This is a genomic window from Aeribacillus sp. FSL K6-2833 (assembly GCF_037965815.1).
Taxonomy (GTDB): domain Bacteria; phylum Bacillota; class Bacilli; order Bacillales; family Aeribacillaceae; genus Aeribacillus; species Aeribacillus composti.
In genome coordinates, this window is the sequence record NZ_CP150189.1 from 3,135,795 (window position 1) to 3,149,795 (window position 14,001).

Genomic DNA, 14,001 nt, shown 5'->3' on the forward strand with positions numbered 1-14,001 from the left:
TTTGAGCTTAATTAAAAAGGTCTAACCAAATAACTCGGTTAGACCTTTTCATAGATAGTGTTATTTTTTCAAGTTATAGAAAGATTTAATTCCTTGGTAAATTGCAGTATCGCCAAGTTGATCTTCGATGCGAAGCAATTGATTGTATTTCGCAACGCGGTCCGTGCGGGAAGGTGCGCCTGTTTTAATTTGGCCTGCGTTTGTTGCCACAGCAATGTCTGCAATGGTGCTGTCTTCCGTCTCGCCTGAGCGATGGGAGATGACCGCTGTATAGCCGGCGCGTTTTGCCATTTCGATCGCATCAAACGTTTCTGTTAACGTTCCGATTTGGTTAACTTTAATCAGAATAGAGTTGCCTACTCCTTTTTCAATGCCTTCCGCTAATTTTTTTGTATTTGTTACAAATAAATCGTCTCCGACAAGCTGAACTTTTCCGCCTAAACGTTCTGTTAACAGTTTATGGCCTTCCCAGTCGTTCTCATCAAGTCCGTCTTCAATCGAAATGATCGGATATTTGGAGACAAGCTCTTCATACCATTGCACCATTTCTTCCGACGTTTTTACAACGCCTTCTCCTTCTAGGTGGTACTTGCCGTCTTCTTTATTAAACAGTTCAGAAGAAGCAACATCCATCGCAAGCTTAACTTGTTCGCCAGGTTTGTAGCCGGCTTTTTCAATTGCTTCGATAATAGTTTGCAAAGCTTCTTCATTTGATTGTAAATTTGGAGCGAATCCGCCTTCATCACCAACAGCTGTATTATATCCTTTTCCTTTTAATACAGATTTTAATGAATGGAAAATTTCCGCTCCCATCCGCAGTGCTTCCCGGAAGCTTTCCGCGCCGACCGGCATAATCATGAATTCTTGAATATCAACATTGTTGTCTGCATGAGCGCCGCCGTTTAAAATGTTCATCATCGGCACAGGAAGAGTTTTCGCATTGAAGCCGCCGAGATATTGATACAGCGGAACACCTAAATAATCAGCTGCAGCACGAGCAACGGCCATAGAAACACCTAAAATTGCGTTTGCTCCCAGCTTTCCTTTATTTTCTGTTCCGTCAAGTTCAATTAATAATTGATCGATGGCATTTTGTTCCGTCACATCAAAGCCTAACAGTTCTGGGGCAATAATTTCGTTCACGTTTTTAACTGCTGTTAAAACCCCTTTTCCAAGGTAGCGTTCTTTATCACCGTCACGCAATTCAACAGCCTCATACTCACCTGTGGATGCACCGCTAGGTACAAGCGCCCGTCCAAATGCACCTGATTCTGTATACACCTCTACTTCAACTGTCGGATTTCCTCTTGAATCAAGCACTTCACGTGCATAAACATCAGTAATAGCTGGCATATTGCTTCATCTCCTTTATTTATGATTTAATAAGACTTTTCCCTGTCATTTCTTTCGGTTTTTCCAGCCCGAGCAGCTCGAGCATCGTTGGTGCTAAATCGCCTAAAATTCCGTCTTCTCTTAATTCGATTCCTTTTTTCGTTATAATAACCGGCACTGGATTTGTCGTATGTGCGGTTTGCGGTTTTCCGTCAAGTGTGACGACTTCGTCCGCATTTCCGTGGTCAGCAGTTATAATAGCTGTTCCGCCTTTTTCGAGAATCAAATCCACCACTTTTCCGAGACATTCATCAACCGCTTCGACTGCCTTTATCGTTGGCTCAAGTTTGCCGGAGTGGCCGACCATGTCCGGATTGGCAAAATTCAATATGATCGCATCATGCTTGTCAGCCTCAATTTCTTTTAAAAGCGCCTCAGTTACTTCATATGCGCTCATTTCCGGTTTTAAATCATACGTGGCTACCTTCGGTGAATCAATTAAAATCCGTTCTTCGCCAGGAAACTTCTCTTCCCGGCCTCCGCTCATAAAGAACGTAACATGCGGATATTTTTCTGTTTCTGCTATGCGCAGCTGCCTCAATCCGGCTTGGGAAATGACTTCGCCAATTGTGTTGTCCAAGTTAACCGGCTTGAAGGCAACATATCCTTTCACCGTTTCGCTAAAATGCGTCAAACAAACGAAGAATAAACGTTTTGGATGTTTCGGTCCCCTATCAAAGGAACGGAAATCTTCATTTGTGAATGTATTCGAAATTTGAATAGCGCGATCCGGACGGAAATTATAGAAAATGACCGCGTCATCATCTTGAATGGTTGCAACAGGACTGCCGTCTTCTTTTGTCATAACAGAAGGGATGACAAACTCATCATAAATCCCGTGTGCATAAGAATCTTCAATACATTCGTATGCGTTTTTGTAAGCTGGTCCTTCGCCATACACCATCGCTCTGTATGCTTTTTCTACTCGATCCCATCTTTTATCTCTGTCCATCGAGTAATAGCGGCCTGAAATCGTTGCGATCTGTCCTACTCCGTATTCATTGATTTTTTCATTCAGCTCATCAATATATTGCTTCGCCGTTTGCGGACCAACATCGCGTCCGTCCAAAAATCCATGAATGAACACATTTTTCACTTGCTGATCTTTCGCCAATTTTAACAAGGCGAATAAGTGGTTAATGTGGCTGTGAACACCGCCATCCGATAATAAGCCGAAAATGTGAAGGTTCGTTCCTTTTTCTTTCACGTGGTTCATAGCTGAAAGAAATGTTTCATTTTCAAAAAATTCGCCTTCACGAATCGCTATGTTAACGCGTGTCAAACTTTGGTATACAATTCTGCCTGCACCGATGTTTAAATGTCCAACTTCAGAATTTCCCATTTGACCTTCCGGCAAGCCGACAGCTTCTCCACATGCTTTTAACGTTGCATGCGGGTATGTATTCCAAAATCGATCAAAATTCGGCTTGTTCGCTTGAGCCACAGCATTTCCTTTCACTTCGTCACGCAGAGCAAAACCGTCTAATATAATTAACGCTACTGGTTTTTTACTCATTTTGGCCTGCCTCCAATAGCTGCAAGAAAGAGCGTGGTTCTAGGCTTGCGCCTCCGACTAATGCTCCGTCAATTTCCGGCTGGTTTAGAAAATCTTTAATATTTTCCGGTTTAACACTGCCGCCATATTGAATGCGAACTTCGTTTGCAACATCATCGGAATAAATATCGGCAATTACACCCCGAATATGGGCACATACTTCATTGGCATCCTCAGGAGAAGACGATTTTCCTGTGCCAATCGCCCAAATCGGCTCATAAGCAATCACTATGTTTTTCACAGCCGAAGCATCGACTCCAGCCAACGCTTTTTTGACTTGATCGCCAACAATTTCATTCGTTTTTCCAGCTTCACGCTCAGCTAATGATTCGCCTACACATACGATCGGAGTTAATTCGTGTTTGAAAGCAGCCAATACTTTTTTGTTCACGGTTTCGTCTGTTTCGGCAAACATTTCCCGGCGTTCGGAGTGTCCAATGATCACATAATCAACACCGATATCCGCCAATGCAACAGGGCTGATTTCCCCTGTATAAGCTCCGCTTTCTTCAAAATGCATATTTTGAGCGCCAATTTTTAGTTCAGAGCCTTCAGCCAATTCCACAAGCTGACCTAAAAATAAGGCAGGTGCACATATAACGGAATCAACTTTATCCTGTGGGGGAACGAGTGATTTGACTTCCTTTACAAAGCTTTTTGCTTCTTCCAACGTCTTATGCATTTTCCAATTCCCTGCAATAATCGGCTTTCTCATCTTTACACCTTCCTTTTTACGGAAATGGTTGTGGTTATTTGTCTTCCAATATTTGAACTCCCGGAAGTTTCTTCCCTTCCATGAACTCTAAAGATGCTCCGCCTCCGGTTGAGATGTGGTTCATTTTATCCGCAAGGCCGAATTTTTCTACTGCTGCTGCTGAATCACCGCCGCCGATGACCGTATAAGTATGTTCTGCTTTCGCCAAGCTTTCCGCTACAGCTTTTGTTCCCTTTGCAAAAGCATCCATTTCAAAAACGCCCATCGGTCCGTTCCAAACAACAAGCTTTGATTGTTGAATGACATCCGCATAAATTTCAGCCGTTTTAGGTCCAATGTCAAGTGCTTCCCAATCAGCCGGAATACTGTCAATATCCACTACTTTTGTATTGGCATCATTTGAAAAATCATCTGCTACCACAACATCTACAGGCATATAAAAGCGAACGCCCTTTTCTTTGGCACGTTCCATAAACGATTTTGCCAGTTCTATTTTATCTTCTTCAAGCAAAGACTTGCCGATTTCGTGACCCAGCGCTTTTACAAACGTATAAGCAAGTCCTCCGCCGATAATCAAATTATCTACACGTTCCAATAAATTTTCGATAACTCCGATTTTATCTTTTACTTTTGCACCCCCGATAATCGCTGTAAATGGGCGGTCAGGATTATCAAGCGCTTTCGCTAAAACATTGATTTCTTTTTCCATTAAAAATCCTGCAACAGATGGTAAATATTCCGCAATGCCTGCGGTGGATGCATGTGCGCGGTGAGCAGCGCCAAAGGCATCGTTAACATATAGATCAGCCAATTCAGCAAAAGCTTTAGCAAGCTCAGGATCATTTTTTTCTTCGCCAGGATAAAAGCGTACATTTTCCAGAACGAGAATGTCGCCATTGTTTAACTTGTCTACTTCCGCTTTTACAGCCGCACCGTAAGCTTCATCTACTTTGACCACCTTTTTGCCTAACAGTTCTTCTAAACGCTTCGCTACAGGCGTCAATCGAAGCTCTTCCACAACCTGTCCTTTTGGTCTGCCAAGGTGGCTGGCAAGCAATACTTTCGCTCCTTGATCCGCCAAGTATTGGATCGTTGGGAGTGCAGCTCGAATGCGTGTATCATCGGTTATTTTGCCATCCTGCATCGGTACATTAAAGTCAACTCGGCAAAATACCGTTTTCCCTTTCACATCGACATCTTTTATCGTTTTCTTGTTCATGGCTCAAGCTCCTCCTTCACAATAACGATCAGGAAAAAATTCTTCCTACATGTTGAAAGGGAAAGGGGAATGTAAACGTCCCCTTCCCCTTCCCGCTTTTCATTATAGCTTTTTAAACAGGCAAGCCACAAGTCCGTATTTAAAGATTATAAACCTTGTTTTGCAATGTAAGCCGCCAAATCTACCACACGGTTTGAGTATCCTGTTTCGTTATCGTACCAAGAAACAACTTTCACCATGCGGTTTTCAAGCACCATAGTAGAAAGCGCATCAATCGTAGAAGAATGAGTATCACCATTATAGTCTCTGGATACAAGCGGCTCCTCGCTGTACGCTAAAATACCTTTCAATTCTCCTTCAGCTGCTTCTTTAAGCGCCGCATTTACTTCTTCCACTGTTACGTCTTTTTCAAGCTCTGCAACTAAGTCAACGATGGACACATTTGGTGTCGGAACACGCATTGCCATACCGTTAAGTTTTCCTTTTAATTCAGGCAATACGAGCGCAACTGCTTTAGCCGCACCAGTTGTCGTCGGAATAATAGATTCTGCTGCAGCGCGAGCGCGGCGGTAATCTTTGTGAGGCAAGTCTAAAATTTGTTGGTCATTTGTATAAGCATGCACAGTTGTCATCATGCCTCGAACAATGCCAAATTTTTCATGTAAAACTTTTGCAAACGGAGCTAAGCAGTTCGTTGTACATGAAGCGTTGGAAATGACATGATGATTGCTTGGATCATATTTGTCTTCGTTTACGCCCATAACAATTGTGATATCTTCTTCTTTAGCCGGCGCAGAAATGATTACTTTTTTCGCACCTGCTTCAAGGTGTTTTGCCGCATCTTGACGGTTTGTGAAGCGACCGGTAGATTCTACTACAATTTCTACGCCAAGGTCTTCCCAGCCTAATTGAGCTGGATCGCGCTCGGATAATACTTGAATTTCTTTCCCATCCACGACCAAGTTATTTCCGTTTACCCCGACCTCCACATCGAGTTTTCCATGAACAGAATCGTATTGTAAAAGATGTGCAAGCATGTTTGCATCTGTTAAATCGTTTACTGCTACTACTTCTACTTCAGGATTTTTTAATGCTGCGCGGAATACATTGCGTCCAATACGACCAAAACCATTAATACCAATTTTCACTGCCATCTTTAAGTCCTCCTTCAATTTTAGGAATGATGTTTATATTGAGGGAGCTTTACAGTTCCCTTAATAACTCTTTAGCTGCCACTTCGTCAGTTACTAAAATCGTGGCTAATGATTGATTCATATACGCTTTGATCGCTTTTGCTTTAGAGGCTCCTCCAGCAACCGCGATCACATTTCGTATGTTTTTTAAGTCCTCCAGCTGCATTCCAACCGTTTGAACTTTATGAACGACTTCACCTTTTTGGTTGAAGTAATAACCGAAAGCTTCGCCTACTGCATTTCCTTTTTTAATTTTTTCGAAATCTTCCTTCGGAGTCTTTCTTCGCTCCGCCATTGTTTGAGCATCCCCGATGCCATGAACAAGCATTTTCGCTGAACGTATAATTTTTAAAAGGTCTTTTATTTCCGGTTCTTCGATAATGGATTCATATGCTTCCTTGCTTAGCTGGTCAGGAACATGAAGCAGCCTGTATTTCCCATGTGCACGTTCAGCTATTTTGGCGCAAATCGTATTCGCCTGGTTTTCAACATTTTCCCCTAGTCCGCCTCTTGCAGGGACAAATAAAACATTTCGGCGATGACCTAACGGAATCATCATTTCAGCAACAGCTGCCAGCGTTGTGCCGCCTGCCACAGCAACAACCTCGTCATCCTGCAAATGATTCATAATGCATTGTGCACAAGCTCTTCCCATTTCTTTTTTCACGAGGGGCGAATGGTCGCTGTCACCTGAAACAACAATCACTTCGTCTAAATGAAGCTTCTCTTTTAATGTAGTTTCCAAAAAAGTTAAACCTAAAACATCTTTCATCATTTCTTCCAATGATGAAAGAAGATCATCCCCTTCTTTCGTTAAGGTCATTCCCGAGGGGTGAATATGAATTAAATTTTGTTCTTTTAAAAATTGCACTTCTCCACGCAGAATTCTTTCACTGATGCCTAAATTGTTTGACAAGCTTCGTCTTCCTACAGGCTGCATCAGTCGAATGGACTGCAAAATTTGATAGCGCTTTTGCATAGTTTGGAGAAGATCAGGCAATAATTTTTTTTGAGCTTCAATTAATGATTGCATTTTCAAAACCCTTCAGCTCTTTCTTTCCGGGACTTTTTTTGTCCCTGTAAGACAAATTATGTCCCAATTATAGCAAAAAAATTCACCCCTTGCTACATATATTATTTTAGCAGGAGCGCAAATGTTAATCAACAGAAACAAGTTCCAGCAAACGTTTTCTTAAAGAATTTTCTTCAATTTTCCCAAAAATAACAATCTTTCCATTCACTTCAATCACTGGAATCATTAGTTGATATTTTTCCAGCAGCCGGTCATCTTGATAAATATCTTTTTCTTTCAGATCAAAGGGTATTTCAGCTTGCAGCTTATACAGCAATTCCTTTGCTTCATCACATAATGGACATGTTTGCTTCGTATAAAGAACCACTTGATTCACGAATCCAATTCCTTTCTAATTATATCTTTTTCGCAAATTGGACGAAGGGATATTGAGCTGATCGCGGTATTTGGCCACTGTTCTTCTCGAAACATTCATATTATAATTCTCTTTCAACAGGTTGGCAATTTTTTGATCTGAAAGCGGTCTTTGCTTATTTTCTTGATCAATTAATTGCTGAATGACCTGTTTAACATTCGCACTTGATGTATCTTCTTCTCCCACTTTGTTAGTGAAAAAATATTTCAACTCATATAAGCCGAAAGGAGTTTGAACAAATTTATCATTGACCACTCTGCTTACAGTCGACTCGTGAATGTTAAGAGAATCAGCGATATCTTTTAATGTTAGCGGTTTCAAAACGTTGTTTTTCAAATAGAAAAAGTCTTTCTGAAATCGTATAATTTCCTGCATAACTTTGACAAGCGTTTCCTTCCGCTGCTCAAGCGATTTTAACAGCCAGCGTCCTTGATGGAGTTTAGTCTGTACATAAGATTTTACATCTTTTTCTGTTTGTACAATCGGTTCATAGTCCCGATTGATTTTAATTTGCGGCAAAAGATCTTCATTATAATATACAATCCAATCTCCATTTCGCTCTTCAATCATTAAATCAGGGATGATATAATTCGGGGTTTCCTCATCAAATTGCAGACCAGGTCTTGGATTCAATGTTTGAACAAAATCGAAAATTTGCTGAAGAGCATTCAGCGACAGACCTGTCTTTTTGGAAAGATCCTTCCAAGCTTTTGTGGCAAACAGATGAAAATGCTCTTTTAACACGAACTCGGAGCCTTCAGGTTTTTCCTCGATTTCTTTAGCCTGCAAAAGCAAGCATTCTTGAAGCGAACGTGCCCCGACGCCAATTGGATCTAATGATTGCAGTACAGACAGCTGTTTTTCCAAAAGATCGATCGAAATTTGGAACTTTTCCGATAGGCGGGATAAGTCTTCTGACATATAACCATTTGAGTCCACTGCATCGATTAAAATATGAATAGCACGCCGTTCGTTTTCGGTAAAACGAAATTCTACGAGCTGATTTCGCAAATGATCTTTTAGCCCCATCCCTTTTTTCGGCATATTTTCGATCCAGCGGCCATCCTCCTTGTTTGCCCTCTGCTGCTTTCTTTGATTATGATAAAATATCGTTGGATGGGATTCTTCCAATTCCACAAAGGGGTTTTCAAGCGTAATTTCCCTCAAGTAAGATACTAAATCGATTGTAGAATATTGCAAAAGCCCAATGGCTTGCTTCAGCTCTTTCGTCATCGCCAATCTCAAGGATTGGTTTTGGACTAAGTCCATTTTTATATGCATCAGAACTCCCCCCCTTTAGTTCTATTTTACATGAAGAATTTAAAAAAAGAATCTAAAATTTTGGAGGAACGAAAATGACACAGCTTTTTTCTGTTTCCTATTTTAAAGAAAACTTTAAACAGTACATTGAAATGAATAAAGAAAAATCTTCAAAGATTGATGCCATGAACAGCTACTACCGATCTGTCGTCTCAACTTTAATTTACGACCAGCTAACCAAAAATGCTGAAATATTGAAAAGACTGCAAAATCTTGATCAAGCATATAATCAAGTAAAAAACGAGGAATAAAAGGACTTTTAAATTTTAATGTATGAGATCAGTTTTTGAAGTCGGCATATAAGCCGATTTCTTTTTTTTGCAGTAAAACTTTTGGCTAAAACAAAAACTGAGCAAATATAAGCTGCCCAGCTTTCGTTTTCGTTTTTATTTCGATTCATGTTTTGGCAAATATTCTGTCGTAAAAATTTCCTTTGCATCAAATGTTTTTTCTAATAAACCGAGATCGTGCAATTGTTTAATTAATGTTGCCCAGCGTTCTTCCGTCATATATCCGACTCCATGCTCTGCTGCATCTCCTCCATATACAAAATCCACTTGTGTTTCGGCTTCAAATTTTAATGATTCTAATTCCATATCAGCGTTGTCTTTCTGAATCACTTTATTAATCTCTTCGTAAGAATCTTTGTATAAATACCATCCTTCGACAAAGGCATCCACAAATGCTTTGACAGTTTCTTTATTTTTTTCTAAATAGTCTTTTGTAACATATAACACAACGTTATAAGGATTATAACCTGCATCAGATATGAGCTTCGTTTCTACATCTACTCCATCTTTTTTTAAGAAAAACGGCTCTGAAGTCACAAAGGCTTGGCTTACGGATTCGACATCGCTAATAAAATTCGAATGCTGTCCTGTATAAGCCAATTCTTGTACATTACTTAAATTATATTTAGATTTCAAAAAGTCCCAATACGTAATACCAGGCTGAATATATACTTTTCTTCCATTTAATTCATCAAAATCGTCAATTCCCTTTCCTTTATGGAACATTAATGCCTGCGGGCTTCCTTGCATGGCAGCAGCTACAGCGACTAATTCAATTCCTTGATTTCTAGCAATAACCATTTGGTCAGCATGTGCAAGCCCAAAGTCAGCACTTCCAGATGCAACCATTTGAATAGACGAGACTTGCGGCCCGCCCGGTTCGATCGTGACTTTTAAACCTTTTTTTTCAAACAATCCGTTTTCTTGTGCTGCATACAAACCGCCATGCTGCGCCTTCGGAAACCAATTTAATACAATTTTTACATCTTTTAAGTCTTTTTTCTCTTCATTCGAAGCGCTGTCTCCCTCGTTTGTTGAACTGCTCGACTCTTGTCCGCCGCAGGCGGTGAGGAAGAACATGAATATAATCCCGATTAATAGAAAACTCGCTTTGCACCATGCTTTCAATTCTTTTTCCCCCTTTTTTCACTTTGTTTCCGCAAAATTAATTTTTTATTGAAGCTGCAGCCTAAACTCAGCAAGGTAATCTTTTGTAAAAAAATCGTTAATTCAAATTGGATCCAAACAGCATCTTTATTTTTTATGCAAAAAAATGGCACAATTCATTCGGATCATGCCAGCAACAGCGATTATGTCGAGTTAAAAATTGAATAGCTTCGTTTTTTATTTTTCTCCCTTCATCGCGGATTCGTGCCATGATCTCAGCATGAAATGAGAAAACAAACTTACGAGTAAGTAAAAGACAATCCCAAAAATAGCAGCGGCAATTCCGCAAGCAAATAAATATGGTGTTTTTAATTGAACGGCTGCTACCGTAATGGCATACCCTAAACCGCCTTTTCCTCCGCCAATTCCAGCTATATATTCACCCGTAATAGCTCCAACGATCGATAGCGTGCTGGATATTTTTAAGCCGGTCATCATGTAAGGCATAGCAGCCGGAATTCGGAGCTTCCACATTTTTTGCCATTTTGACGCATTATATAAAGTAAATAATTCGCTCATATTTTTATCGACTGAATTCAATCCCATTAACGTATTTGAAATAATCGGAAAAAATCCAATTAAAAATGAAATCATCACAATCGAATTGAAGCCCGAGCCGAACCAGATAACAACGATCGGTGCAACAGCTACAACCGGTATCGTTTGTAAAATAACCGCATACGGGTAAATGCTTATTTCTAAAATTTTTGAGCTTGCTAATAAAACCGCAAAGCCAATTCCAATGATGGCGCTTATTACAAATCCGATCACAGATTCAGCCACCGTTATTTGTATGGCTGGCCATAATAACTCCCAATCTTCAACCGCCGCTTGAAGGACGTCCGTCGGTTTTGGAAGTATAAACGGCTGCACGCCAACCATAATCGGTACAAACTGCCATAAAGAAAGAAAAACAACAAGCGCAGCAATCGGACCAATAATCTTCCATTTTGATTTGCTCCATATTTTCAGTTTGCCAGTATTATTTGATTGAGCGACAATTTCCTTTGTTTGAGTGGTTGCTGTTTGTACAGACATTTATACCAACTCCCTTCGGGTTGAACTATTCTCAAGACTTTGCGAGGAAATATCGACATATTCTGTAAACCGTTCATCTGTCCGCTCCCTCGGATAAGGAAGATCGACATCGATGATAGATGATAATCGTCCGGGCCGAGCTGACAACACTGCAATTCTAGTAGAAAGATAGACAGCTTCAAATACATTATGAGTAACGAACAAAATTGTCATTTTCTCCCTTTTCCATATTTCAAGCAGCTCCGTCTGCAAGGTCTGTCTTGTAATCTCGTCTAATGCAGCAAACGGTTCATCCATTAACAGCAATTTAGGTTTTGCAGCCAACGCTCGAGCTATAGACACCCTCATTCTCATTCCGCCTGACAACTGCCTAGGATACGACTTTATATGATCCTTTAGTCCAACCATCTCCAATACTTTGATCGCATCCTCTTTGCGGCTTTTTTTATCCGAACCCCTTAATTCTAAAGGCAGCATCACATTTTCCAGCACCGTTCTCCATGGAAGCAAATTGGCATCTTGGAATACAAACGCAACATCATTTGTATTTTTTATAACTTCTTTCGGATTTTGCCCAAATACCTCTACCTTGCCCTCAGTAGCATCGCCTAAACCTGCCACCATTCTTAATGCCGTTGATTTCCCGCAGCCAGACGGACCGAGGAAGCTTATAAATTCTCCTTCTGTGATGGAAAAATGGAATTGGCTTAAAGCGACTGTGCCGGTATTGTAAATCTTACTAACATGATGAAATGCGACAATCTCGTTTTGAATTGCTTCCACTGCTTATCCCCCCTTACCTAAGTTAGAATAGCTGAGTTTCTTATTCTTGTTTTTTTATAATTGACTTTTGTATGCTCAAGAGCCTCTTCCAGCATTCTTTCAGCAGCTTTTTGCGCCCGCATGGCAAATGATTCTTCATCGATATTGACAAGACGCCCTTTATCTACAACAATCTGTCCGCCAACGATAGTCATATCGACTGTCGGTGTGCCCGCTAGAATTGGAAGTGCCGTATCGTTGAAAAGCGCACCAGCAAATTCTAATCGATTCGTATCAATCATAAACATATCTGCAGCCTTGCCGACTTCCAATGAACCAATGGCATCTTCCCAGCCAAGCACTTTAGCTGAGCCTCTCGTTGCAATCGACAAACAATCTTCAGAACTTAGCGCTGTCGTTCCATGCTGAAGATTATGGAGCAGGTTCATAATTTTTAAATCTAATAATAGATTGGAAGAATCATTAGAAGCTGAACCATCAACACCAAATCCCACTTTTACCCCTGCCTGCAGCATGTCCATAATTCGCATCGTTCCGGATGCCATTTTCATATTGCTGCTCGGACAATGAGCAACTCCGCAGCCACAAGCACCCAGCTTGGCAATTTCTTTGTCATCAAACCAGATTCCATGCGCATACCACACGTCTTCGCCGACCCAACCTGTTTCTTCCATTAGTTCGAAAGGACGCATGCCAAACTTTTCTCTGCAAAAATCCTCTTCATCTATCGTTTCCGCCAAATGGGTATGCATCCGAACGCCATAACTGCGTGCTAAATCCGCTGATTCACGCAGCAAGTCTTTGCTAACCGAAAATGGTGAACAAGGCGCAACACCTACCCGCAGCATCGAATATTTACTAGGATCATGATAGGTTTCAATAATTCTCATGGTATCTCGAAGAATAACATCCTCCGGCTGAACGATTTCATCTGGCGGCAATCCCCCTTTTGATCGTCCTAAACTCATAGAACCTCTAGTTGGGTAAAAACGAATTCCGATCTCACGTGCTGCCCGTATTTCCTCATCAATTAATTCACAGCTGACTCCATTCGGAAAAACGTAAAAATGGTCAGCTGATGCCGTACAACCGCTTTTAAGTAACTCACCTAATCCGACAACAGCACTTAAATACACATCTTCCGGCCTTAGATGGCGCCAAATATCGTACAAAGCGATTAGCCAATCAAACAGCTCAACATTTTGCACCCAAGGGATATTGCGGGTGAAAGTCTGATACAAATGATGATGCGTATTGATTAACCCCGGATAAACAATTTTTCCGCGCGCATCAATGACAATATCCGCTGACTCACAAGGTAAATCATAGCCGATCGCTTTAATCTCTTGACCGACAACATACATGCTGCCGCCTGGATATTCCGTTCGATTTTCATCCATCGTAATAATATTTTTGGCATTTTTTACGAACAACGTCTTCATTCATTCACCCCTTTATAATACGATCAATCCCCTTTATGTTAATTTTTATAACACAATACGTAATGTGTATTTATTATATATTCTTTTCAACTGTATAACATTAGCGAATATTCACAATTTTTAATGTGATTTTGTGTATTTTAACTAAAAATTTACGTATTTGTGTTATATATTCTGACATAAATGACATTTTTTTTAGGTAGACGGTATATGTGGGAGCGGATTTGTTTCCATATTTCAGAAATAAAAAGCCCAGTTTTTCAACTGAGCTAAATAAATAATTTTTCAGTAACCGTCACATATAAGGACTTCCAAACGAACAGGCAATGTTGAATGAATCCGAATGTGACAGTAAAAGAGATGACCAGATTTAAATCTTGTACTCTTCATCCGTAGTGTAATCCCTTTTGCATGCCGGTTGAAATTTTGCAACGTGACT

13 protein-coding genes are annotated in these 14,001 nt (G+C 40.5%); 1 reads left to right on the plus strand and 12 read right to left on the minus strand.

The window, feature by feature from the left end; translation table 11 throughout:
• Positions 1-60: 60 nt before the first annotated feature.
• The 8 genes from eno to rpoN all read right to left on the minus strand — a co-directional run bounded on the left by eno (position 61) and on the right by rpoN (position 8,803).
• A complete protein-coding gene (eno, locus tag NSQ94_RS15280) occupies positions 61-1,353 on the minus strand; it encodes a phosphopyruvate hydratase (protein ID WP_130156821.1) in 1,293 nt (430 codons plus the stop codon).
• A 19-nt stretch (positions 1,354-1,372) separates the two neighbouring features.
• Positions 1,373-2,908: a 2,3-bisphosphoglycerate-independent phosphoglycerate mutase gene (gpmI, locus tag NSQ94_RS15285; protein ID WP_130156823.1), complete on the minus strand. Its 1,536-nt coding sequence runs from the start codon at positions 2,906-2,908 to the stop codon at positions 1,373-1,375.
• Positions 2,901-3,662 (minus strand): triose-phosphate isomerase, encoded by a 762-nt coding sequence (tpiA, locus tag NSQ94_RS15290; RefSeq protein ID WP_066249154.1) that lies wholly within the window; start codon positions 3,660-3,662, stop codon positions 2,901-2,903. The genes gpmI and tpiA overlap by 8 nt, the downstream gene beginning before the upstream one ends.
• Positions 3,663-3,696: 34 nt before the next feature.
• A complete protein-coding gene (locus NSQ94_RS15295) occupies positions 3,697-4,881 on the minus strand; it encodes a phosphoglycerate kinase (protein WP_311066978.1) in 1,185 nt (394 codons plus the stop codon).
• A gap of 146 nt (positions 4,882-5,027) precedes the next feature.
• Positions 5,028-6,035: a type I glyceraldehyde-3-phosphate dehydrogenase gene (gene gap / locus NSQ94_RS15300; RefSeq protein WP_339229610.1), complete on the minus strand. Its 1,008-nt coding sequence runs from the start codon at positions 6,033-6,035 to the stop codon at positions 5,028-5,030.
• Between the two features lie 49 nt (positions 6,036-6,084).
• Positions 6,085-7,107 (minus strand): sugar-binding transcriptional regulator, encoded by a 1,023-nt coding sequence (locus NSQ94_RS15305; RefSeq protein ID WP_066249144.1) that lies wholly within the window; start codon positions 7,105-7,107, stop codon positions 6,085-6,087.
• Positions 7,108-7,231: 124 nt separating this feature from the next.
• The gene (locus NSQ94_RS15310; RefSeq protein ID WP_063386962.1) at positions 7,232-7,483 is read right to left on the minus strand and encodes a glutaredoxin family protein; all 252 of its coding nucleotides are present in this window, start codon (positions 7,481-7,483) and stop codon (positions 7,232-7,234) included.
• Between the two features lie 15 nt (positions 7,484-7,498).
• On the minus strand, positions 7,499-8,803 hold the full coding sequence (gene rpoN, locus NSQ94_RS15315; protein WP_339229611.1) for an RNA polymerase factor sigma-54: 1,305 nt from the start codon (positions 8,801-8,803) through the stop codon (positions 7,499-7,501).
• Between the two features lie 74 nt (positions 8,804-8,877).
• Here rpoN and yvfG point away from each other — a divergent pair, with 74 nt between their 5' ends.
• On the plus strand, positions 8,878-9,093 hold the full coding sequence (gene yvfG / locus NSQ94_RS15320) for a protein YvfG (RefSeq protein WP_063386963.1): 216 nt from the start codon (positions 8,878-8,880) through the stop codon (positions 9,091-9,093).
• 135 nt (positions 9,094-9,228) lie between these two features.
• On the opposite strand, the gene NSQ94_RS15325 is transcribed toward yvfG, so the two are convergent.
• The 4 genes from NSQ94_RS15325 to NSQ94_RS15340 form a co-directional block, all read right to left on the minus strand.
• Positions 9,229-10,260, minus strand: coding sequence for an ABC transporter substrate-binding protein (locus NSQ94_RS15325; protein WP_144597286.1), 1,032 nt, complete (start codon positions 10,258-10,260; stop codon positions 9,229-9,231).
• A 216-nt stretch (positions 10,261-10,476) separates the two neighbouring features.
• The gene (locus NSQ94_RS15330) at positions 10,477-11,337 is read right to left on the minus strand and encodes an ABC transporter permease (RefSeq protein ID WP_063386965.1); all 861 of its coding nucleotides are present in this window, start codon (positions 11,335-11,337) and stop codon (positions 10,477-10,479) included.
• Complete coding sequence (locus NSQ94_RS15335; RefSeq protein WP_144597288.1) at positions 11,338-12,120, minus strand: ABC transporter ATP-binding protein; 783 nt, start codon at positions 12,118-12,120, stop codon at positions 11,338-11,340.
• 17 nt (positions 12,121-12,137) lie between these two features.
• Positions 12,138-13,562, minus strand: coding sequence for an 8-oxoguanine deaminase (locus NSQ94_RS15340; RefSeq protein ID WP_144597290.1), 1,425 nt, complete (start codon positions 13,560-13,562; stop codon positions 12,138-12,140).
• Positions 13,563-14,001 lie beyond the last annotated feature (439 nt).